We start from the raw sequence: 25,403 nt of genomic DNA on the forward strand, positions 1-25,403 counted from the left end.
ATACAGGCGTTTTTCTTTACTTTAAAAATCATATCATGATAGAAAATTTAATACACATTCTACAATCTTTAAATATCGGGCTCAGAATAGAGAATGGAGATCTGAAAATTAATGCTCCAAAAGGAACTTTGACTCCTGAAATTATTGAAGACATTAAAGCTCATAAAAATGAATTAATCACTTTACTTTCTTCTTCAGAATCTATTCCGAAAGCCGAAATAAAAGATTCTTATGCGCTTACTTCATCACAGCACCGATTGTGGACATTGAGTCAGTTTGAAACCGGGAACTCGGCCTACAATATATTTGATGCCTTCGAATTTAAAGGAGTGCTGAATTTGGAAAAATTGACAGAAGCCTATAAAATCATAGTAGAACGACATGAGAGTTTACGGACCGTTTTTAAAGAAGATGAAGAGGGAAATTTGGGGCAGTATATCATTCCCGTTGCCCAATTCAAGGGAGCTTTACAACTTACAGATTTAACTAATGCTACAGAGGAAGCCCTGAGTAATCATGCTGATACACTTTTAAGGCATGCTTTCGATTTAGAAAAAGGGCCTTTGTTTATTGGTGAGATTGTAAAAGCGGCCGCCGATCGTCATATTCTGATGCTGAACATGCACCATATTATTGGAGATGGCTGGTCGATGGGGGTATTGAGCAAAGAGTTTATGGCCATTTACAATGGATTGTCTACGGGAAATGAAGTGATATTACCGGAATTGTCTATTCAATATAAAGATTACTCAGAGTGGCAAAATAGTGAGGCCAGACAAGCAGTACTGGAAAAATCCAAAGCATCCTGGTTAGATCGATTTTCGGGAGAACTACCTGTTTTGGAATTGCCGTCGAGTACAGCCAGACCTAAGCTTAAAACTTATAATGGCTCAGGGGTAGATTATTCTTTTTCTAAAGAAAATACTGCTCAGTTGAATGCCTATGCACAGCAAAACGGGGTGACACTTTTTATGCTTTTAATGACAGGGATAAACGGATTGCTTTATAGATACACTAATGCCAAAGATCTTATTTTAGGGACTCCTGTAGCGGGAAGAGAGCACAGTGATTTAGAAAATCAGGTTGGTTTGTATTTGAATACACTGGCAATTCGAACCACATTTGAACAAGAAGTTACTTTTGAAGAATTATTGACTATACAAAAAGAAACCTTATTAACAGCCTATTCACATCAGGATTATCCATTTGACAGTTTAGTAGAAGAACTTGGGATCAAAAGAGATCTAAGCAGATCTGTTTTGTTTGATGTTTTAGTGGTATTTCAAAACCAGCAGGAACTATTAAAAGCCGAAGGCTTAGTTTTAAATGGTCTTGAGATAGCTCCCTATAAAAATGTAAAAAAATCATTTAGCAAGTTTGATCTGACCTTTTATTTTTCAGAGATAAAGGGACAATTGTCCTTACGCATCGGATACAATACTGATATTTATGAGGCGGATTTTGTAACGCGTCTGGCTTCGCATTTTGATAGCTTTTTAACAGAAGCAGTCCAAAATCCGAATCAAAAAGTAGCCACATTAGATTATATTTCTGCTTCAGAGAAAGCGATTCTTTTACAGGATTTCAATACTTCAAAAGCAGAATTATCTTTAGACACCACAGCAGTTGCGTTGTTTGAGGAGCAAGTTGCTAAAACTCCTGATGCAGTAGCACTGATATTCGAGGACAGATCCTTGACTTATAAAGAACTGGATGGAGTATCCAATGAGTTGGCACATTACTTATTAAACAATTTTGAGATCAATGCAGAGGACTTAATCACCGTAAAACTGGATCGTAGTGAGTGGATTTACATCTCCTTACTGGCTGTTTTAAAAACCGGCGCAGCGTATCTTCCAATTGACCCGACCTATCCGGAGCAAAGAATTGCGTACATCGAACAGGACAGTCAGAGTAAAGTTATAATTGACGAACGTTTGTTAGCAGACTTTAGATCTCGTCAGGAGAATTATCCAACAACATCACCTGAAATTGCTCTGGATCCAAATCAGCTGATGTATGTAATTTACACCTCAGGCTCCACAGGACAACCTAAGGGAGTTATGATCGAACATAAAAGTTTGGTCAATTACATTACGAACCAGACAGAAGAATTTGGATTGGACCATTCAGATCGTGTGCTGCAATTCTCAAACAACGCCTTTGATGCGTCTATGGAACAAATCTTTTTAGCCTTGTTCAATGGAGCTTCACTGATAGGGGTATCCAAAGAGCGTATCATTGATCCGGCAGATTTTATCAATGTATTGCAGGAATATTCTGTAACACACCTTCATGCCACCCCTGGTTATTTGTCTCATCTGGAGAACCTATCTTCCTGTAAAACGCTAAAAAGAATCGTTGCCGCAGGAGAAATCTGTCCTAAAAACTTAGCAGAGAAAATGGTTAAAATTGCTACTTTCTACAACAAGTACGGACCTACCGAAGCCACTATCAGTGCTACTATGTGCAGAGTCGACACAAGTCATTTAGAAAGTAATCTCATTCCCATCGGCAAACCCTTAAAAGGCAGTGAAGTTTATATCTTATCCGAGGATCAGGCCTTAAAACCTATCGGAGTGTTCGGAGAAATATGTATCTCAGGAGATAGCCTCTCCCGAGGATACCTCAATCAGGAAGAATTAACAGCAGAGAAATTTGTTCCAAATCCTTTTATCAAAGGAGCTAAACTATACAAAACAGGCGATTTAGGCAGATGGCTAGCCGATGGCAACATCGAATTTTCAGGCCGTAAAGATCATCAGGTGAAAGTAAGAGGACACCGTATTGAACTGGGAGAAATCGAACACGCCCTTTTAGTCCAAGAAAACATCAATCAGTGCGTAGTAACCGTGCAGGAGATAGAAACAGAAGCCGTAATTGTTGCCTATCTGGTTGGCGAGAAACCAGTAGACAAACAGGAACTCCGCGCCAAACTGAGCCATCACTTGCCGGATTATATGTTGCCTTCTTATTACGTACAACTAGAATCTATTCCTTTAACCTCACATGGCAAAGTCGATACAAAAGCCTTGCCGCCAGTGGGTACAGGTGACATTGTGCTGCAGAAATACATAGCTCCGACAACAGCCTTAGAAAAAGAACTAGTAGCCATCTGGGAAGAAATATTGGGCATAAAAAACATTGGCATCACAGACAATTTCTTCGAATTGGGTGGTCACAGCTTAAAAGTCATCTTAGTAGCCAATAAAATCAACCGTCAGCTGGGCTATCAAATAAGCGTAAAAGACGTCTTTTTAAATCCTACCATCACAGGAATCATCTCCAAACTGGAAGCGGGAGCTTTTACCGCCATACCCAAAGCAGAAGAGCAGGAAGACTATGTTCTAACCTCATCTCAGCATCGTTTATGGATACTGAGTCAGTTTGAAGGCGGGAACGAGGCCTACAACATTCCGGGTTCGTTTGAACTCGAAGGTTCTTTAAACCTGGAACATTTGACACAAGCCTTTAAAACCGTTATTAGCCGACATGAAATCTTACGAACTTCTTTCAAACGAAATGATGAAGGAGAAGTGCGCCAATCCATCACCGAGGCTTCAGCCGTAGACTTTGAAATTGATTATGCAGACTTTAGTAAAATTAAAAATCAAGAAGTAGTTCTCAAAGAAAGAGTAGAAGAGTGCTATAAATACCAATTTGATTTAGGCAAAGCACCTTTGGTCAATTTACATCTGCTTAAATTAGAAGAGAACAGACATTTGTTGCTCTTTAACATGCATCATATCATCAGCGATGGCTGGTCTATGGGAATTTTAAGTAATGAGCTTTTAACACTTTACCATCATCTGGTTCAGGGTATAAACAGCAATTTACCCGAACTGACCATACAATATAAAGACTATGCATCCTGGATGAGAAGCGAAAAACAGCTTTCGAAACTAAAAGAATCAGAAGCCTACTGGCTCAACATATTTAGCGGAGACCTGCCGGTACTGGAACTTCCAACTCCTAAAATGAGGCCAAAAGTGAAGACCTATGCAGGAGATTCCATCACCCATAGCTTCACCGAAGAAACAAGTAATAATTTACAATCCTTTTCAGAACAGCACCAAGCCAGTCTTTTTATGGTTTTAATGGCGGGAATAAACGGATTACTATCCAGATATTCCAACACCAGAGACCTTATTTTAGGAACTCCCGTAGCAGGAAGAGAACACAGTGACTTAGAAAACCAAATTGGACTCTATCTCAACACACTGGCCATTCGAACCACATTTGAAGAAACAGCCAGTTTTGAAACCCTGCTGGAAACACAAAAAGACACCTTATTAAATGCTTATTCGCATCAGGAATATCCATTGGATAATCTGGTAGAAGAACTGGGATTAGGAAGAGACACCAGCCGATCGGCACTTTTTGATGTACTGGTTGTATTGCAAAACCAACAAGATCTGTTTGCATCAGATCAGCAAATAGAGGGATTAAGCCTAACACCCTACAAAGGCTATCAAAGAAAAGTAAGTCAGTTTGATTTAAGCTTCATTTTTTCTGAGAAAGAAGGACAATTGATTTTACACATCGAATACAACATCGATATTTATGAGGCAGAATTTGTAGCACGCTTAGCCGAGCATTTGGATACCTTTTTAACAGAAGCTATCCAAAATCCAAGTCAAAAAGTAGACAGCCTGAACTATTTAGGGACGGTCGAAAAAGCACAATTGCTGTATGATTTTAACGATACTACAGTGGAGTATCCCAACACCACGATGGTCGATCTGTTTGTAAATCAGGCAAGAAAAACCCCGGAACAAATTGCTCTGGTAACTGACGATAAAACTTTTACTTACCAAGAACTCGATGAGTTGTCGAACGAACTCTCGCATTATTTGTTGAGTAATTATAATTTAGGAATAGAAGATCTGGTAGGTGTGAAATTAGGCCGCACAGAATGGCTGCCTCTTGCTTTACTGGCGGTTTTAAAATCGGGCTGTGCTTATGTTCCAATCGATCCGAACTATCCGGCGCAGCGTATTGCCTACATTGAGCAAGACAGTAAATGTAAAGTAACCATAGACGAGGCTTTTATAAAAGCATTTAACCAATCGGAATCCATTTCAAAAGCACTTCCGCAGATTACTTTTAGCCCTGATAACCTGGCGTATATCATTTATACTTCAGGCTCAACAGGCAAACCAAAAGGAGTAATGATCACCCATCAGAACGCTTCAAAAATGCTGCACTGGTCACAGAGAGAATTTAGTGATACCAACTTTGAGATTCTTTACGCAGTAACATCACATTGTTTTGATTTATCGGTTTATGAGTTCTTCTATCCGCTTAGTATCGGCAAGAAAATACGCTTATTAACCAACGGATTGGCCATTGGAGATTATATTCAAAACGATCAAAACGTACTGATCAACACCGTTCCTTCTGTGGTTCACACGCTTATCGAAAAAGGGACTTCCTTTGAAAATGCGGTTGGAATTAACCTTGCAGGGGAAGCTTTTCCGATGAGTATCGCCAATCATTTCAAAGATTCAGGGATTGCTCTGAGAAACTTATATGGTCCTTCAGAAGATACTACTTATAGCAGTTATTACAGAGTTGAAGGCTTTTACGAGAGTTCAGTTCCTGTTGGAAAAGCGATAGACAACACTCAGTTTTACATTCTCTCAGATGCTTTGGCCTTACAGCCAGTGGGAGTCATTGGAGAAATCTGTATTTCGGGTGATGGATTGTCCAGAGGCTATTTGTACCAACCGGAACTAACGGCAGAAAAGTTTATTGAAAATCCTTTCAAAGAAGGCACTAAACTATACAAAACCGGAGATTTAGGTAAATGGTTACCCGATGGCACCGTTGTATGCATCGGTAGAAAAGACAGTCAGGTCAAAATCAGAGGTTATCGCATTGAACTTGGTGAGATCGAGCAGGTATTGCAGGCTCAGGAAGGCATCGATCAGTGTGTCGTAGTCACTGCAACAGTTCAGGGTGATCCTGTAATTGTGAGTTATCTGGTAAGCACTTCGGCGGTAGACAAACAACAGCTTCGATTGGCATTGGGACGTGAACTCCCTGATTATATGGTACCGAGTTACTATGTGTTCTTAAACCAATTGCCACTTACACCCAACGGAAAAATCGATAAAAATGCTTTACCGGTGGTGAGTTCAGCTGATGTTATTCAACTCGAATATATAGCTCCAACTGATGAAATAGAAGAAAAGTTGGTTGCCATTTGGGAGGATATACTAGGACTGGAAAAGATTGGTGTTACCGATAACTTCTTCGAGTTAGGAGGAAACAGTTTAAAAGCCACTGTTTTAATCAACAGAATCAACAGGACTTTCGATACCAGATTTTCGATTCAGGATTTATACGAGAGTCAGGACGTTATTGGGGTCTCAGAAAAACTAAAATTTATAGTTTTTCAGAATCAATTGGCGGGAGAGTCGACGGATGATCTTGACGAGATAATGATATAGTTCTAAACCATAGAGGTACTTTAATTTATTAAAAAAATCATATCGTGATAAAAAAATTAATACATACGTTACAGTCCTTAAATATCAGACTTAAGATAGATAATGGAAACCTAAAGATTAATGCCCCAAAAGGGGCTTTGACTCCTGAAATTATTGAAGACATTAAAGTTTATAAAAAGGAACTGATTGCACTGCTTTCCTCTTCTGAATCTATTCCGAAAGCCGAAATAAAAGATTCTTATGCGCTTACCTCTTCTCAACACCGATTGTGGACATTGAGTCAGTTTGAAACCGGGAACTCGGCTTACAACATATTTGTTGCCTTCGAATTTAAAGGAGTGTTGAATTTAGAGAAATTAGCCGAAACGTTTCAAATTTTGGTAAAACGACATGAGAGTTTACGCACTGTTTTTAAAGCAGATGAACAGGGGAATCTGGGGCAGTACATTGTTCCCGTTGCCCAATATAAAAGAACTTTGGAACGGACAGATTTAACTAATGTTACAGAGGAAGCCTTGAGTAATCATGCTGATACACGCCAAAGACATGCTTTCGATTTAGAGAAAGGACCTCTTTTTATAGCTGAGATTGTAAAAACGGCCGTCGATCGTCATATTCTGATGCTGAACATGCACCATATTATTGGTGATGGCTGGTCTATGGGGATATTGAGCAAAGAGTTTATAACCATTTATAATGGATTATCAATAGGGAATGAAGTGGCATTGCCGAACCTGTCTATTCAGTACAAAGACTATTCGGAATGGCAGAACAGTTCAGCAAGACAAGTTCTGTTGGAAAAGGCCAAGGTATTTTGGCGGGATACTTTTTCGGGAGATTTACCTGTTTTGGAATTGCCTTCGAGTATAACAAGACCTAAGCTTAAAACCTATAATGGTTCGGGATTTAATTATTCTTTTTCTAAAGAGGGTACTGCCCGGCTGAATGCCTATGCACAGCAGAATGGGGTGACGCTTTTCATGCTTTTAATGGCTGGGATAAACGGATTACTTTCGAGATACACCAATACCAGAGACCTTATTTTAGGAACTCCCGTAGCAGGAAGAGAACACAGCGATTTGGAAAATCAGGTGGGTTTGTATTTGAATACTCTGGCGATTCGGACGACTTTTGAAGAAACAGCCAATTTTGAAACCTTATTGGCCATACAAAAGGAAACTTTATTAAATGGGTATTCCAATCAGGAATATTCATTTGACAGTTTAGTGGAAGCGCTTGAACTCAAAAGAGATTTAAGCAGATCTGTTTTATTTGATGTCTTAGTGGTACTTCAGAATCAGCAGGAATTACTGGCGTCTGAAGGTTTAACGCTAAATGGGATTGAAGTATCGGCCTACAAACAGTTGAAAAAACCTTTCAGTAAATTTGATCTGACTTTTGCTTTTTCAGAAAACCAAGATCAGTTGTCGCTGTACATCGAATACAATATCGATATTTATGAGGCAGATTTTGTAACGCGTCTGGCTTCGCATTTGGATACCTTTTTAACAGAAGCTATTCAAAATCCAAGTCAAAAAGTAGACAGCGTAAACTATTTAGGCACTGCCGAAAAAGCACAATTGCTGTATGATTTTAACGATACTACAGTGGAGTATCCCAACACCACGATGGTCGATCTGTTTGTAAATCAGGCAAGAAAAACCCCGGAACAAATTGCTCTGGTAACTGACGATAAAACTTTTACTTACCAAGAACTCGATGAGTTGTCGAACGAACTCTCGCATTATTTGTTGAGTAATTACAATCTGGGAATAGAAGATCTGGTAGGTGTGAAATTAGGCCGCACAGAATGGCTGCCTCTTGCTTTACTGGCTGTTTTAAAATCGGGCTGTGCTTATGTTCCAATCGATCCGAACTATCCAGCACAACGTATTGCCTACATTGAGCAAGACAGTAAATGTAAAGTGACCATAGACGAGGCTTTTATAAAAGCATTTAACCAATCGGAATCCATTTCAAAAGCACTTCCGCAGATTACTTTTAACCCAGATAACCTGGCGTATATCATTTATACTTCAGGCTCAACAGGCAAACCAAAAGGAGTAATGATTACCCATCAGAATGCTTCAAAAATGCTGCACTGGTCACAGAGAGAATTTAGTGATACCAACTTTGAGATTCTTTACGCAGTAACATCACATTGTTTTGATTTATCGGTTTATGAGTTCTTCTATCCGCTTAGTATCGGCAAGAAAATACGCTTATTAACCAACGGATTGGCCATTGGAGATTATATCCAAAACGATCAAAACGTACTGATCAACACCGTTCCTTCTGTGGTTCACACGCTTATCGAAAAAGGGACTTCCTTTGAAAATGCGGTTGGAATTAACCTTGCAGGGGAAGCTTTTCCGGTGAGTATCGCCAATCATTTCAAAGATTCAGGGATTGCTCTGAGAAACTTATATGGTCCTTCAGAAGATACTACTTATAGCAGTTATTACAGAGTTGAAGGTTCTTATGAGAGTTCAGTTCCTGTTGGAAAAGCGATAGACAATACTCAGTTTTACATTCTCTCAGATGCTTTGGCCTTACAGCCAGTGGGAGTTATTGGAGAAATCTGTATTTCGGGTGATGGATTGTCCAGAGGCTATTTGTACCAACCGGAACTAACGGCAGAAAAGTTTGTTGAAAACCCTTTCAAAGAAGGCACTAAACTATACAAAACCGGAGATTTGGGTAAATGGTTACCTGATGGCACCGTCGTATGCATCGGTAGAAAAGACAGTCAGGTCAAAATCAGAGGTTATCGCATTGAACTTGGTGAGATCGAGCAGGTATTGCAGGCTAAGGAAGGCATCGACCAGTGTGTCGTAGTCACTGCAACAGTTCAGGGTGATCCTGTAATTGTGAGTTATCTGGTGAGCACTTCGGCGGTAGACAAACAACAGCTTCGATTGGCATTGGGACGTGAACTCCCTGATTATATGGTACCGAGTTACTTTGTATTCTTAAACCACTTACCACTTACACCCAACGGAAAAATCGATAAAAATGCTTTACCGGCGGTGAGTTCAGCTGATGTTATTCAGCAGGAATATATCGCTCCTTCTAATGAAACAGAGGAAAAACTGGTTACAATATGGCAGGACGTTTTACAGAAAGACAAAATAGGAGTCGGGGATATCTTCTTTGCGCTTGGCGGACACAGTCTAAAGGCAACGCAGGTAATTTCTAAAATTCAGAAAGAATTCAATATTAAAATTGAACTTAAAGAATTGTACAATGAACCCACTATTAACAATCTTGCGCGCCACATAGAATCCATACAAATCTTAAACAATCAGCCGCTGATTTCTTCAGTGGCAGGAGATGAATTGTTTTTTTAAGATTGTGGTCTCTTCCTAAAAAAGGAAAGAAATGATCAGATATAAACAACTAAATGAAACAGTTACGAGAGTGTTCTTGTAACTGTTTTTTTGTTTTATAGCCTTTCGTAATTTAGTTTGAGGCAACATATACGTGTTCTGTAGTGCGTTGAAGTTTAAAAGAAGAACTGTCTGAACATCAGGGTTATTCCGCTAAAAATCTAATATGATTATCGTTTGCAAATGAATTATTGTATAATTGTTTGATTTACAATGGATAAGTGTTTTAAGAGGCAAGAAATTAGTGTTTATAAGGGTTGAACCGATAAAAACTACCTTTTTGGTTAAAAGGGTGCCTCTTGTTTATGTTTAATTTTGAATAAAAAATACGTACTATGGATGATCGTTATTCAAAAAATAAACTTTATCTGACAGATGAAGAACAAGAAATTATAAAAAACTTCCCCATTTTACTGGCAGGGAGTGGCATTGGAAGCGTAATTGCGGAATGTGCGTTGCGTTTTGGTTTTGAAAAAATTACCATTGTTGATGGTGATCTGGTAGAGCGGTCTAATTTAAGCCGACAAAATTACACCGAAGATGATGTCGATTCAAACAAGGTAGATGCTTTGGCCAGACGATTGAGATCGATTAATAAAAATGCAGAAATCAATTGTCTCGATTTTTTCTTAACTGTTGAAAACATAGGAGATCATATTAATGGTCATAAAGCAGCAATCAATACACTGGACTTTTCTTCTCCGGTACCACTCATATTTGATACGGCTTGCCAAAAGCTTGATATTCCGGTTCTGCATCCTTATAATATAGGATGGGGAAGTCTGGTTACTGTTATCGCCAGAGATGGTCTTCTTTTGAATGCGCTGGCCAATCAGGATGAGGAATTTAATGATGCAACTATGATGGATTACGCCTCAAGTTACCTGAGATTCTGGGGAAATCCGCAAAAATGGATGGATAGCATTATTGAAAAATACAAAATCGAAAAAGGATGTCAGTCACCGCCACAAATGGCCATCGCTTCCTGGTCGGTAGCGGCCTTATGCACCCACTTGCTCTTTAACATTGCGACGGGTAAAAAATTCAAGAAATTCCCTGAGTTTTATCTGTCCGCTATTATAGACGAGGATTTATAGCGTATTAAAGAAACCCATTAGGTGTGGGTTGAAATAATGACCAGTATTTAGAAATATAGCTTTTATGTTCTTTAAAGAGTGTGAAAGCTATGTTTTTTATATGATGGAGTAATTGTCGATGAATTAAGTTGATTGTGAGACGCAAGATAATAGACACAAGATAATTAGATTAAAAAATCTGTAGAATCTGCGTGAAAGAATATTTACCACATGGAGACACGGGTTTTAGTAAAGAGTAAAGAGTAAAGAGTAAAGAGTAAAGAGTAAAGAGTAAAGAGTAAAGAGTAAAGAGTAAAGAGTAAAGAGTAAAGAGTAAAGAGTAAAGAGTAAAGAGTAAAGAGTAAAGAGTAAAGAGTAAAGAGTGTCTAATAGAGGCATATTTCTTTCGCGTAGGACTCTGCGTTTTATTTGAAGTGAAAACGTCTTAATTTCAGCTGGAAAAGCTATGTTTCTATGTGTTTAAATAAACGCCCCTGAGTAAGTCCATTGCAAGATTATTAGATTGTAAGGCAGAAGATAATTAGATTAAAAAATCTGCAGAATCTGCGTGAAAGAATATTTAAACACATAGAACAACTTATTCTTCTATGTGTTAAAGAATGTGATTTAAATCAGTTTATTACTGGTTGCATAAGCTATTGCCTCTGCAATATTGCCAACACCTAGTTTGGTGAACAATTTCCTCTTGTGAAATTTAATCGTATCAGCGGAGACAAACATACTTTCGGCCATATTGGCAATGGTAAAACCTCTAATCGAATATTGCAAAACCTCCTTCTCACGGCTGGTAAGTTCTATTTTTTTCATCATCTTCCAAAAACCTCCTTCCAGATCATAGTTATAGATCTTATTCTCCCCTTTTTTATAAATTTTGATATTCCCGGACTGCAGTTCAGAAGAAAGAGAGATAATACAAATAGACTTCCAGATCTTACCATCATTGGTTAAAAAAACGGGAGTCAGCTTCTGATTGACCAAAAAAGTCTTTCCACTGGGATTTTTTAACCTAAAGTCATATGAAATTGTATGATGTATGCGCTCCTCTACAGGAATATTTTGATAAAAATCAAATCCTATAGTGTTGATTTTCAGTAATAAATCTAGGTCTTCTTTCACCACGTACTTAAAGTAAAAGGCATAACCTAATTCCTGAACTTCTGCCGGCGTATGATCGCATAAGAACAATGGATTTTCGGACACATACTCAAAACCTTTTTTTTCGTAGTCAATAATATAAATACTGCTGTAAGTAGTTCTGGCAAACGCCCTGACCAGTTCTAAATAATCTCCAAGTCTGCCTTTTTCGTCTTCAGAGATCTTCTGAACGGTGTTGTTTGAGGAAAAAAAGTCGTTTTCAATTACCATATTTTAGTATTTTTTTAACAGGATGTGAATATAGGAAAATTGCAGATATGATATTAAAAAATTTAATCCTGCTCTAATATAATTTTTAATCGAGCGGGTAAATATATTCGTTTTTTTGACGCTTTTTTTTGACAAAAAAATGTCGTTTCAAAAACTACACTTAAAGGTAGTTTTTGTTTAAAATACTGTAAACTAGTATTTTGTGTAATATGAAGCGTAACTTGTGGTGATAGTTTTGGAGAAAACAAATACTATGAAACTCGCCAAAAACCACCACACAGAAATTAGTCAAAATGACATCCTTTTAATGTCAAAATTTGTAGTCACAGAAAACTTCAATCACCATTCCAATGAAATTCTTCCTGGTCATTATCAAAATGATATTGATGCCGTTTATAAGGAAGAGATGGGATTCTTAGAGAACTCAAAAATCTTCGCTTTCAAAAATGATCTTGGAGATCTTGTGGGAACTATTAGAGTATTAAAATGGGATTTCATCACACCGCTTCCAATTCAGAAAATGTTTGGCATCAATCCTTTTATTTGTGCTGAAGGAAATGCAATAAATGAAATATGGCATATTGGACGTTTTGCCATCAAAAAAGGCGTTCGTGATGTGAACCTGCTAAAAAAACTATTGGTTTGTGCCATTGCTCCGGTTTGCCAACACAAAGACAATATGGCTTTTGCCGAGATAGATGCCAAATTGCTTCGTGTATTGACTCTAATGGGTATTAAAGCAAAGGTTGTTGGAAAATCAATCGAATACCTGGGTTCTGAAACTATACCGGTATCGATGTCTTATGCCGGACTGATCGATTTCTACAACGAGAACAAAGATTTAGTTACACCGGAAGATTTTGAGCTTTCGACTCCAAACTCCAAACTACCCAATAAGGTAGTATTTGATGCTAACAAGTTGAACTACACTTTGGTGTAGTAGAATTTGAAAACCTGTATTGTAAATTTACTTCAGTAAAAATAAGTAGTTGAGTCCTCAACATTCCGATTTTTACAACACTCTCAAAACACAATATAATTTGCCTAGAGAGTTTCAACAAAAACATTATTACCAAAGTTACTTTAAAGTAAAAAGGTAAAGCTATTAAACCAAAAAACGTATCTCTAAAAAAAATAACCATGTGACTGGTAATAGCGCAGCTATGTCCGGTGACGAAAAAACCAAATAGTATGGATCAAAAACAAGGTTGGCATGTTCTTTACGTAAGGTACAGACATGAGAGTAAAGTCTATAAAGAGTTAATAGAAAGAAATATTGAAGCTTTTTTGCCAATGGCCACCAGTATTAGAAAATGGAGTGACAGAATCAAGAAAATAGAGATTCCATTATTTCCCAGTTATGTCTTTGTCAAGATCAAATCCAATAAAGACTTTCATGATGCCTTAAATGTAGAGAGTGGCTGTTCTTATTTGTCTTTTGGCAGAGAATATGGAAAAGTTTCCGAAGAAGAAATCGATCATATCAGGCTTTTTACCCAGGTAAAAGACATCACAGATGTTCAGATTGAACCGGCACTACCCAAAATAGGAGATAAACTTAAAATCGAGCATGGAGAATTATCCGGACTTGAATGTGAAGTTTTCAGAGTCGACAATCAGCATAGAATCAGTGTAAGACTAAGTTCTTTGCGTCAGAATATCTCAGCCATCATTCCTTTGTCATATCTATCCAATCCAACAGAAAACGTCTTTGCTAAGGCGTAGTTTTTAGTTTTCCTTTTCAAAAAGAGTAGCATCCACATCCCATGTGGAGTTATTCACCAAAGTGATCTTTTGTACTTGCAACACAGTATAGAATATCTCTCAATTGGACCATTCCTTACAAAATCAAAATTTAGTTTTTACAACATAGTAAAAACATCACAGCACATTGTCTTTTAGAACAATGTGTTTGGTGTTACAAATTGGCCATTTTAATTATCACAGTTATTAATTCAAAAATACAGTATTTAGAAAACCCTTTTAAGATGAAAGATATCAAATCAATAATTACCAGTCTATCCAATAAAGAAGTACAAATTTTCCTGGATGATTTAGAAGAAAATTTAAGAGTAACAGGAAACACAGCTGCTCTTACAGCAGAAGATAAAATCGATATTTCAACCAATAAAGATCGTCTTATCGCCTTACTTAAAAGTAGTAAAAACAGTTCGAAGTTTAATTTTGAAGTGATTTCATCTGTTCCTGTATCAGAAAGTTATGAGGTATCAGCAGGACAACGCCGACTTTGGACTTTAAGTCAGTTTGAAGGAGGGTCTGCCGTATACAACATGCCTATGCATACCACTCTAAAAGGGAGTTATGATATCGAACGCCTTCAAAAAGCCATTACAGCGACTATAGAGCGTCATGAGATCTTACGTACTATTTTCAAAATGGAGGAGAACGGTGACATTAGACAATACGTGCAGCCAACAGCAGCAGTAAATTTTAAGCTGTCTTATGTTGATTTCAGGAATGCTGATGATAAACAAGCAAGCGTAACCCGTTATATCAATACAGATTCATACGTACCCTTTGATTTAGAAGAAGGGCCTTTATTCCGCGTAAGCTTATTACAGACAGAAGAGGAAACTTATGTTTTCTATTATAACATGCATCATATTATTAGCGATGGCTGGTCTATGAATGTATTGGCAAAAGATGTATTTGCATTTTATGAGTCTTTTGTCAACGGGACTGCAGCTGATCTTGCACCTCTGGCAATTCAATATAAAGATTATGCAAATTGGCAGGCATTACAAATAAATACAGCTGGTTCAACTATAGATAAAACGTATTGGATGGAAAGTCTTGCAGGTGAGCTGCCTGTCCTGGATCTTCCTTCAGAAAAACGCCGACCTTCTGTAAAAACACACAAAGGACGAAGCTTAAGAGCCTATATTTCTAAAGAAACAACTGCTATGCTTCAGCTTTTTACAAAAGAGAATAACAGCAGTACTTTTATCGGTTTACTAACGACCATCAATATTCTTTTGCATAAATATACCTCAGATTCAGATATTATTATCGGAAGCCCGGTAGCAGGTCGTGATCATGCAGATTTGGCCAATCAGATTGGTTTTTATGTGAATACAATTGCTTTGCGCAACACCATAAATACTCAGGAAAATTTTACCTCGATTTATAAAAGAATTAAAGAGCAGACACTGGAAGCGTTTAATCATCAAATGTATCCTTTTGATAGTTTAGTAGAAAATCTAAATATCAAAAGAGATGCGGGAAGAAGCAGTGTATTTGATGTTTTATTAGTACTTCAGAATACGGCAGAAAATGATGAAACGGTCGAAATACCAGCGGCAAAAAGCGATACAATTGTTGATTTAGGAGAAACAGTTTCAAAATTCGATGTAGAACTTAATTTCAGAGAAGCCGGAGAGCAGTTAATTTTAGATATTTCTTACAATACAGAAGTGTACGAATATCAAATGATTGAAGGCTTAATAAGACATTATCAACAAATTTTAAAAGAAGTATTATCTCAGCCGCAAACTCCAATAGGTCAATTAACTTACATCAGTAAAGAAGAAGAAAAAGAATTATTGGTGGATTTTAATGCCACAAAAAACAATTATCCTACCGATATTACGATTGTTGACTTGATTGAAACACAAGTTGCCAGTAATCCGGAAGGAATTGCTTTGGCCTATGAAGGAGAAACGATGACCTATGCAGCTTTAAATGCAAGCGCCAATAAGGTTGCCCATTATTTACGCAGTATAGGAGTTACGACAGAGTCTATAGTTGGGCTATGTATAGAGCGTTCTTTTGAAATGGTTATAGGGATGTTGGGTATTATGAAATCCGGCGGAGCTTATGCACCAATTGATCCTCATTATCCGGCAGAGCGAATTGATTTCATCTTAAAAGATACAAAGGCAGAGGCTGTACTTGTAAATAAAGGTAGTATTAGTAAAGTTAATTTTCTGGAAGATATTGCAATACTAAATCTGGACGAACAGGATACAATATTTGCAAATCAGTCAGAAGCGAATCCTAACGTAGCAATACCGGTTTCCAACGCAGCTTATGTAATTTATACTTCGGGATCTACAGGAAACCCTAAAGGAGTAGTGAATGAGCAACGTGGTTTAGTGAATCGTTTATTATGGGCGAAGGAATATTATAATTTAACGGCTGACGATGTATTGATACAAAAAACTACTTTTTGTTTTGATGTATCAGTTTGGGAATTTTTTCTTCCTCTGTTATCCGGTTGTAAACTAGTCATTCCAAAACCGGAAGGACATAAGGACAGTGATTATTTAAGAGAATTGATTGCGACACATCAGGTTACAATGATTCACTTTGTACCTTCTATGTTAAGCGCCTTTTTACTGGATATCGATGTTACTAAATGCAGCAGTCTGAAAAATGTGGTGTGTAGTGGAGAGGCTCTAAAAATAAGCCAGGCAGAAGATTTTCAAAAAGTATTGCCGAATGTTATTTTGAGTAATTTATACGGACCTACAGAGGCTTCTATAGATGTAACAAGCTGTATTATTCCTTTAAAGGCAATAGATTTAAGACGTATTACAATAGGTAAACCAGTAGCAAACACTCAGATTTATATTCTGGATAGTGAAATGAATGTACAACCCAAAGGTGTTACTGGAGAACTTTATATAGGAGGTGTTCAGGTAGCCAGAGGATATATCAATCTTCCGGAACTTAATGCTTTTAGATTTGTAAACAATCCTTTTGGAGAAGGAAAATTGTATCGAACCGGTGACAATGCAAAGTGGCTTCAGGATGGAAATATAGAATACCTTGGAAGAGAAGACAGTCAGGTAAAAGTTAGAGGTTACCGAATTGAATTGGGAGAATTGGATACCGTGATAAACAGCTGTCCAGCTATACGTCAGGGAGTTGTTATTGCGAGAGAAGACGCTTACGGTGTAAATGAACTGATAGCGTATATCGTTCTTACAGCAGGTAAAACAAAAGACGAGGTTATTGCCTATTTAAGAGAACATATTCCGGGGTATATGATTCCGGGAATTATGGTAGAGCTGGATGCAATTCCATTAACATCAAATGGTAAAGTAAACAGAAAAGCACTGCCGGATCCAGTATTTAGCAGAGAATACGAATATGTAGCACCAACGACAAAAACAGAAGAGGAATTGGTTGTCATCTGGCAGGATCTACTAAAAGCAGAGCAGGTTGGTATCACTGATAATTTCTTCGAACTGGGAGGACATTCCTTATTAGCAGTGCGATTAATATCGGCTATAAAAAACACAATGAACATTGGGCTTACCATTACAAACGTATTTAGTAATCCGACGATTTCTGATTTGGCTTATTTTATTGAAAAACAGGATGCTAATTCCGTACTTCCTTTGGTGACCAAACAAGATTTACCCGAAGCGATTCCATTATCTTATGCGCAGGAACGTTTGTGGTTTGTCGATAAATTAAAAGGAAGTGAGCACTATCACATGCCGGTTTTATTAAACTTAAAAGGAGCATTAAATACAGCCTACCTTTCTCAGGCTTTAAAAACCATTGTCGATCGTCATGAAACCTTACGCACCGTATTTGTAGAAAATGAAGGTGTTGCTTATCAGGTGGTACAACCGGCTGATAGCTGGGAACTGAATGTGGTTGCTGCGGATGCCGATTATCAGGATCTTATTGCTGATGAGATAAAAAAACCTTTTGATTTATCAAAAGATTATATGCTGCGTGCTACTGTTATTAAAGTAGCGGAGGCAGAACATATTTTAGTGATCGTACGTCATCATATTGCAACAGACGGTTGGTCTGAATCTATAATTGTTAAAGAATTTAAAGAATTATACGCTTCTTATGCCTCAGGAAGAGAGGCCGATTTACCAGTTCTTAATTTTCAATATGCCGATTATTCGGTTTGGCAGCGTTCAGAATTATCGGGTGCTGTTTTAGAAGAGAAATTAGGGTATTGGGAGTCCAAATTAAGTGGTGTAGCTCCGTCTGCACTTCCTATTGATTATGCTAGACCTGCTGTTCAAAGCAACCGTGGAGATCATATTAGCTTTAAGTTGGACAGTGATCGCAGTGAGGCTTTGCGAGCTTATGCGAAAGAACAGGGCGTAACCTTATTCATGTTATTAGCAAGCGTTTATAAAGTATTGTTGTATCGTCACAGTGGTCAGTCAGATATTTGTATCGGAACTACCGTTGCCAATCGTCCACAGCAGGAATTAGAATCTATGATTGGATTTTTTGTGAATGCTTTGGCTCTTCGAAGTGATTTATCGGGTAACCCATCGTTCAATGAGGTGCTGAAATCGGTAAAACAAACCACGTTAGAAGCGTATGATCATATCGCGGTTCCGTTTGAAAAAGTAGTAGACCGTGTAGAAAAAACAAGAGATAAAAGCAGAAGTTCTTTATTCCAGGTATTGTTTGTTTTGAACAACAATCCGGATGCTAAGGTGTCTGAATTTAGTGATATTACGATTGAACCAGTGGCAATGAATTATGATATTGCGAAGTATGATCTGACCATTTTTGCTGAAGACAGTACGGAAGGAATCTCTTTTTCATTTAACTATTGTACAGATCTTTTCAGTTCTGCTACAGTATCAGGATTAAGATCACATTACGAGAATTTACTGGACACGATTTTAATAAACAGTACTTCATCTATAGGAAACCTGGCGATGCTTAATCCGGAAGAAGAGCAGGCATTAGTAGTAGATTATAATACTGCTGATTACTCTTTAGCAGGAGAAGGAACTGTATTGTCTCTTTTTGAGGCACAAGTTTCTAAAACTCCCGATGCGGTTGCTTTTGTGTATAATGATAGCCGCATGACGTATAAAGAGCTGGATGAAGCTGCTACGAAATTGGCATATTATTATCAACAGACTTATGAGCTGAAAGAAAATGATTTGATGGGTATCATGATGGATACTTCGAATTGGTCTTTACTGGCAATTCTATCGATTTTAAAATCAGGAGTAGGTTATGTTCCAATCGATCTTTCATTGCCAAAAGAGCGTCAGTTGTACATGGTAGAAGAGGCTAATATCAAAGGTTTATTGATCGAATCCAGCAGTTTATTTGATGTGATCGACTTCTCGGTTCCTGTATTTTCTATCGATATTCAGTATGCAGATATAGCGGCACTTCCGCAAGACATTACCTTTTCATCATTGGCAACTGAGGAGACTACCGCTTATGTGGTGTACACTTCAGGCACAACAGGACAACCAAAAGGAGTTCAGGTGAGCCACAAGAATCTGGTAGATTATTACGAAGGATTAGACGCTAAGATTGAAATTAGTGCCAACAAAAGCTTCGGATTGATGTCTTCATTGGCTGCCGATTTAGGAAATACCGTATTGTACGGTTCTTTATTGAGTGGCGGATGTTTACACTTATTCAACAAAGAAACTTTAATGGACGGTGTGAAATTACAAGCGTATTTTAAAGCCAATCCGATCGACTGTATTAAAATAGTACCGAGTCACTGGCAGGCTTTGCGTTTGGATAAAGAATTGTTATTGCCGGCACGCACCCTGATATTTGGAGGTGATGTATTGCCAGTATCACATGTAAAAGAGATCGCAGCACAAGATCCTAATGTAGCGATTGTAAACCATTACGGTCCTACAGAGAGTACTGTTGGAAAATTATTGCACCAGATAGATCCTGATTTTGATTATGTAACCATTCCGGTTGGAAAATTATTCTCCAACAGTGAAGCTTATATTGTAAGTGGTGATATGTCTTTATGTCCAATAGGAGTTTCTGGAGAATTATTACTAGGTGGAGCAGGAATCTCAAAAGGATATTTAAACCGTGAGGATTTAACCCAGGAGAAATTTATCAGCAATCCGTTTGCAGCAGGCAAGAGTTCGGTTTTATACAGAACCGGAGATTTAGTACGCAGAAATTCATTGGGAGAAATAGAATTCTTGGGACGTGTAGACGATCAGGTTAAAATCCGTGGATACCGTGTAGAATTAAAAGAAATCAGTCGTGTGATTCAGGGCTATTCCGGAATTGTACAAAGTGAGGTTTTATTTAGAGAAGACAGCACAGGAGTAAAACGCTTGGTGAGTTATCTGGTTGCTGAAGAAGGTTATTCAGAGTCTGATTTGAAATCCTATCTTTCGGGATTGGTTCCTGATTATATGGTTCCTCAGGTATTTGTGGCCTTAGATCAGATGCCGTTAACTTCAAATGGTAAGATCGACAGAAAAGCATTACCGGATCCTACAGTTACAGAAGGACGTGTATATGTAGCCCCTGAAACAGAAATAGAAAAGGTTTTAGTTACTATTTGGCAGGATTTACTGAATGTAGAACAAGTAGGTGTTACAGATGATTTCTTCGAATTAGGAGGTCATTCCTTATTGGCTGTTCGTTTGCTGTCGGCTATTAAAACTACACTAAACGTTGCTATTACGATTACAGACATATTTGATTATACTAATATTTCGGCTTTGGCATCTTTTATAGAAAGCCAGGACAATACTGCGGTACTTCCGCTGGTAGGCAAACAAGATTTACCTGCAGATATTCCATTATCATACGCTCAGGAGCGTTTATGGTTTATCGACAGGTTAAAAGGAAGTGAGCATTATCATGTACCAGTGTTATTAAACTTAAAAGGAGATCTTAATATAGAATTTCTTTCACAAGCTTTCAAAACCATTGTCGATCGTCATGAAGCTTTGCGCACGGTATATGTTGAAAAAGAAGGTATTGCCTATCAGAAAGTACAATCTTCGGATCGTTGGGAACTTAATGTTTTGACTGCTGTTACTGATTTAGAAGCCTTCATGGCAAAAGAAGTCAGCAGGTCTTTTGATCTTTCTAACGATTATATGCTGCGTGCAACAGTGGTAAGAGTGTCAGACCGCGAGTATATTTTGGTATTGGTACGTCATCATATTGCAACAGATGCATGGTCTACATCGGTTATTGTTAATGAATTTAAAGAATTATATGCTTCTTATGCCTCAGGAAGAGAAGCAGATTTACCGGTTCTTACTTTCCAATATGCCGATTATTCGGTATGGCAGCGTTCTCTGGTATCAGGTGCTTATTTGGCGGAGAAGTTAGATTATTGGGAATCAAAGTTAGGTGGTGTAGCCCCCTCAGCACTTCCTGTTGATTATCCAAGACCTGCTGTTCAAAGCAGCCGTGGAGATCATATTAGTTTTAGGTTGGACAACGACCGTAGTGAAGCTTTACGTGCTTATGCTAAGGACGAAGGGGTAACTTTATTCATGTTATTGCTAAGTGTTTATAAAGTATTGTTGTATCGTCACAGTGGTCAGTCAGATATTTGTATCGGAACTACTGTTGCCAATCGTCCGCAGCAGGAATTAGAATCTATGATTGGATTCTTTGTGAATACTTTGGCTCTTCGAAGTGATTTATCGGGTAACCCATCGTTCAATGAGGTGCTGAAATCGGTAAAACAAACCACTTTAGAAGCATACAATCATATCGCGGTTCCGTTTGAAAAAGTAGTAGACCGTGTAGAAAAGGCAAGAGACAAAAGCAGAAATTCTTTATTCCAGGTATTGTTTGTTTTGAACAACAATCCGGATGCTAAGGTGTCTGAATTTAGTGATATTACGATTGAACCAGTGGCAATGGATTATAATATTTCGAAATTTGACCTGACCATTTTTGTAGAAGACAGCCCGGAAGGAATCTCTTTTTCATTTAACTATTGTACAGATCTTTTCAGTGCTGCTACAGTATCAGGATTAAGATCACATTACGAGAATTTACTGGACACGATTTTAATAAACAGTACTTCATCAATAGGAAATCTGGCGATGCTTAATCCGGAAGAGGAGCAGGCATTGGTTGTAGATTATAATACTACTGATTATGTATTATCAGGTGAAGGAACTGTATTATCGCTTTTTGAGGCACAAGTTTCTAAAACTCCCGATGCGATTGCTTTTGTGTATAATGATAGCCGCATGACGTATAAAGAGCTGGATGAAGCTGCTACGAAATTGGCATATTATTATCAACAGACTTATGACCTGAAAGAAAATGATTTGATGGGTATCATGATGGATACTTCGAATTGGTCTTTACTGGCAATTCTATCGATTTTAAAATCAGGAGCAGGTTATGTTCCAATTGATCTTTCATTGCCAAAAGAGCGTCAGTTGTACATGGTAGAAGAGGCTAATATCAAAGGTTTATTGATCGAATCCAGCAGTTTATTTGATGTGATTGACTTCTCGGTTCCTGTATTTTCTATCGATATTCAGTATGCAGATATAGCGGCACTTCCGCAAGACATTACCTTTTCATCATTGGCAACTGAGGAGACTACCGCTTATGTGGTGTACACTTCAGGCACAACAGGACAACCAAAAGGAGTTCAGGTGAGCCACAAGAATCTGGTAGATTATTACGAAGGATTAGACGCTAAGATTGAAATTAGTGCCAACAAAAGCTTCGGATTGATGTCTTCATTGGCTGCCGATTTAGGAAATACCGTATTGTACGGTTCTTTATTGAGTGGCGGATGTTTACACTTATTCAACAAAGAAACTTTAATGGACGGTGTGAAATTACAAGCGTATTTTAAAGCCAATCCGATCGACTGTATTAAAATAGTACCGAGTCACTGGCAGGCTTTGCGTTTGGATAAAGAATTGTTATTGCCGGCACGCACCCTGATATTTGGAGGTGATGTATTGCCTGTATCACATGTAAAAGATATCGCAGCACAAGATCCTAATGTAGCGATTGTAAACCATTACGGTCCTACAGAGAGTACTGTTGGAAAATTATTGCACCAGATAGATCCTGATTTTGATTATGTAACCATTCCGGTTGGAAAATTATTCTCCAACAGTGAAGCTTATATTGTAAGTGGTGATATGTCTTTATGTCCAATAGGAGTTTCTGGAGAATTATTACTAGGTGGAGCCGGAATCTCAAAAGGATATTTAAACCGTGAGGATTTAACCCAGGAGAAATTTATCAGCAATCCGTTTGCAGCAGGCAAGAGTTCGGTTTTATACAGAACCGGAGATTTAGTACGCAGAAATTCATTGGGAGAAATAGAATTCTTGGGACGTGTAGACGATCAGGTTAAAATCCGTGGATACCGTGTAGAATTAAAAGAAATCAGTCGTGTGATTCAGGGCTATTCCGGAATTGTACAAAGTGAGGTTTTATTTAGAGAAGACAGCACAGGAGTAAAACGCTTGGTGAGTTATCTGGTTGCTGAAGAAGGATATTCAGAGTCTGATTTGAAATCCTATCTTTCGGGATTGGTTCCTGATTATATGGTTCCTCAGGTATTTGTGGCCTTAGATCAGATGCCGTTAACTTCAAATGGTAAGATCGACAGAAAAGCATTACCGGATCCTACAGTTACCAACCAACGTGTATATATAGCCCCTGAAACAGAAGTAGAAAAGGCTTTAGTTATTATTTGGCAGGATTTATTGAGTGTAGAACAAGTTGGGGTTACCGATAATTTCTTTGAACTGGGTGGTGATTCTATTATTGTGATTCAGGTAGTCAGCAGAGCGAAGAAAAAAGGACATCAAATTCAGGTTCAGGATCTGTTTGATTACCAAACCATAGCAGAGTTAGCTACAGCCGTAGAACAAAACAGTAAAAAACTTAATACAGCAGAACAAGGTCTTTTAGAAGGTGAAGTACCTTTATCACCAATTCAACAGTGGTTTTTCGAGCGAGAAGAAGAGGCAGTATCACATTTCAACCAGGCCGTTCTTTTAAGTATTAGTAAAGAGGTTACCAAGGAAAAACTGGAACAAATCATAGACCTAATAGCTAAACGTCACGATTCGCTTCGATTTAAATACACCAAAGAACAAGACGAATGGAAACAGTTTTATGGAGAATCCACTAATCTGTATCGAACAGAAACCATTGAAGAAGGAAACAATACCGGTGAAACTATTACCGCAATTTGTAAAAAATATCAGGAATCACTGAACATAGAAAAAGGAGATTTAGCACGATTTGTTCTAATTGAAACTCCGGATTCTGAAGTACACAACAGATTCTTTATGGTATCGCACCACCTTGCAGTAGATGGTGTTTCCTGGAGATTTATCATCGATGATCTGGAAACCCTGCTGAAAGAAGAAACGGTAGATGAAACCTTGTATTTAGAAAATAAAAACAATTCTTTCAGAGATTGGATTAACAGACTGAAAAACTTTGCAGAGACTGAGGAAATAGAATCTCAATTAGGATACTGGCAGCAAATCAACAGTGATTATACGCCTCTTCCAACAGATTTTTCGGCAAAGCGACCAACCAGAGAGACCAAGAAAACCCATGAAGTTATCCTGAATCAGGAGTATACAAAACGTTTATTAAAAGAGGTAAATGTCACTTACAATACCGAAATTAATGATCTAATGTTGAGTGCTTTACAAATGACTTTTGAAGACATTTTTGACACAAAACGACTGGCGTTAGGTTTTGAAGGACATGGTAGAGAAAATATATTCACAGATATCGATCTTGCCGGAACTACAGGCTGGTTTACCAATAAATATCCAGTAATTCTTTCCAGAAGCGGAGCAAAAACAGAAGGTGATATTATCAAGTCGGTAAAAGAAACATTACGTCGAATTCCAACCAAAGGAATGGGGTACGGATGTTTACGTTACCTGCATTCTTCTAAAGAAATTCGCAATTCCTTAAAGGATTGTGGATGGGATGTAGTATTCAATTATTTGGGACAGATCGACAATGTACTAAACCAAAAGGGAAGCTTCACAGCGGCATCAGAAAACTCAGGAGTACATATTAGTCCTACGTCATTAATAGAAGAAAAGTTTATTATAAAAGCCATCATTGCCGGTAATGAACTCAGAATTTCCTGGGATTATTCGAATGAGTGTTACCGTCCGGAAACAGTCAAAAAGCTGGCGGATCAATTTATAGAGAATTTAACTCAGCTGATCGAACACTGTATCAATAAAGAAGGCAGGGAAGTAACGCCTTCAGATTTTGGATTAAGTGATGTCTTAGATTTCAAAGAATTTGATGAGTTGTTTGAATCAGAAACACAAGAAAGCCTTGAGGATGAAGGAGTCCTTAGATTTTAG

Annotated in this window: 7 protein-coding genes; 6 read left to right on the forward strand and 1 reads right to left on the reverse strand. The window is 37.9% G+C overall.

The features are described from left to right. The first annotated feature begins 35 nt into the window (after nt 1-35). The 3 genes from OGZ34_RS10310 (at nt 36) to OGZ34_RS10320 (ending at nt 10,941) form a co-directional block, all read left to right on the forward strand. Nucleotides 36-6,455, forward strand: a complete 6,420-nt coding sequence (locus OGZ34_RS10310) for a non-ribosomal peptide synthetase (protein ID WP_263362955.1) — start codon at nt 36-38, stop codon at nt 6,453-6,455. A gap of 44 nt (nt 6,456-6,499) precedes the next feature. After that, nucleotides 6,500-9,805 carry a non-ribosomal peptide synthetase gene (locus tag OGZ34_RS10315; RefSeq protein ID WP_263362956.1) on the forward strand — a complete coding sequence of 1,102 codons (3,306 nt, stop codon included), beginning with the start codon at nt 6,500-6,502 and terminating at the stop codon, nt 9,803-9,805. A gap of 374 nt (nt 9,806-10,179) precedes the next feature. Beyond that, the gene (locus OGZ34_RS10320; RefSeq protein ID WP_173966686.1) at nt 10,180-10,941 is read left to right on the forward strand and encodes a ThiF family adenylyltransferase; all 762 of its coding nucleotides are present in this window, start codon (nt 10,180-10,182) and stop codon (nt 10,939-10,941) included. Nucleotides 10,942-11,547: 606 nt separating this feature from the next. Here the strand turns inward: OGZ34_RS10320 and OGZ34_RS10325 are convergent. Further along, nucleotides 11,548-12,306 carry a response regulator transcription factor gene (locus OGZ34_RS10325; RefSeq protein WP_263362951.1) on the reverse strand — a complete coding sequence of 253 codons (759 nt, stop codon included), beginning with the start codon at nt 12,304-12,306 and terminating at the stop codon, nt 11,548-11,550. A 253-nt stretch (nt 12,307-12,559) separates the two neighbouring features. Between OGZ34_RS10325 and OGZ34_RS10330 the strand changes: the two genes are divergently transcribed. The 3 genes from OGZ34_RS10330 (at nt 12,560) to OGZ34_RS10340 (ending at nt 25,403) form a co-directional block, all read left to right on the forward strand. Next, entirely contained in the window at nt 12,560-13,246 is a 687-nt protein-coding gene (locus tag OGZ34_RS10330; RefSeq protein ID WP_263362957.1) for a hypothetical protein, read from the forward strand. Nucleotides 13,247-13,497: 251 nt separating this feature from the next. Further along, nucleotides 13,498-14,031, forward strand: a complete 534-nt coding sequence (locus tag OGZ34_RS10335; RefSeq protein ID WP_263362953.1) for a UpxY family transcription antiterminator — start codon at nt 13,498-13,500, stop codon at nt 14,029-14,031. A gap of 263 nt (nt 14,032-14,294) precedes the next feature. After that, entirely contained in the window at nt 14,295-25,403 is an 11,109-nt protein-coding gene (locus tag OGZ34_RS10340) for a non-ribosomal peptide synthetase (RefSeq protein ID WP_263362958.1), read from the forward strand.

It is taken from the genome of Flavobacterium collinsii (assembly GCF_946903285.1).
GTDB classification, from domain to species: Bacteria; Bacteroidota; Bacteroidia; order Flavobacteriales; family Flavobacteriaceae; genus Flavobacterium; species Flavobacterium collinsii.

What these genes read in the sequence shown, in the direction of transcription:
- OGZ34_RS10340 (WP_263362958.1), top strand. Translation starts at nt 14,295, where the DNA reads ATGAAAGATATCAAATCAATAATTACCAGTCTATCCAATAAAGAAGTA.
- OGZ34_RS10330 (WP_263362957.1), top strand. Translation starts at nt 12,560, where the DNA reads ATGAAACTCGCCAAAAACCACCACACAGAAATTAGTCAAAATGACATC.
- OGZ34_RS10310 (WP_263362955.1), top strand. Translation starts at nt 36, where the DNA reads ATGATAGAAAATTTAATACACATTCTACAATCTTTAAATATCGGGCTC.
- OGZ34_RS10320 (WP_173966686.1), top strand. Translation starts at nt 10,180, where the DNA reads ATGGATGATCGTTATTCAAAAAATAAACTTTATCTGACAGATGAAGAA.
- OGZ34_RS10325 (WP_263362951.1), bottom strand. Translation starts at nt 12,306, where the DNA reads ATGGTAATTGAAAACGACTTTTTTTCCTCAAACAACACCGTTCAGAAG.
- OGZ34_RS10335 (WP_263362953.1), top strand. Translation starts at nt 13,498, where the DNA reads ATGGATCAAAAACAAGGTTGGCATGTTCTTTACGTAAGGTACAGACAT.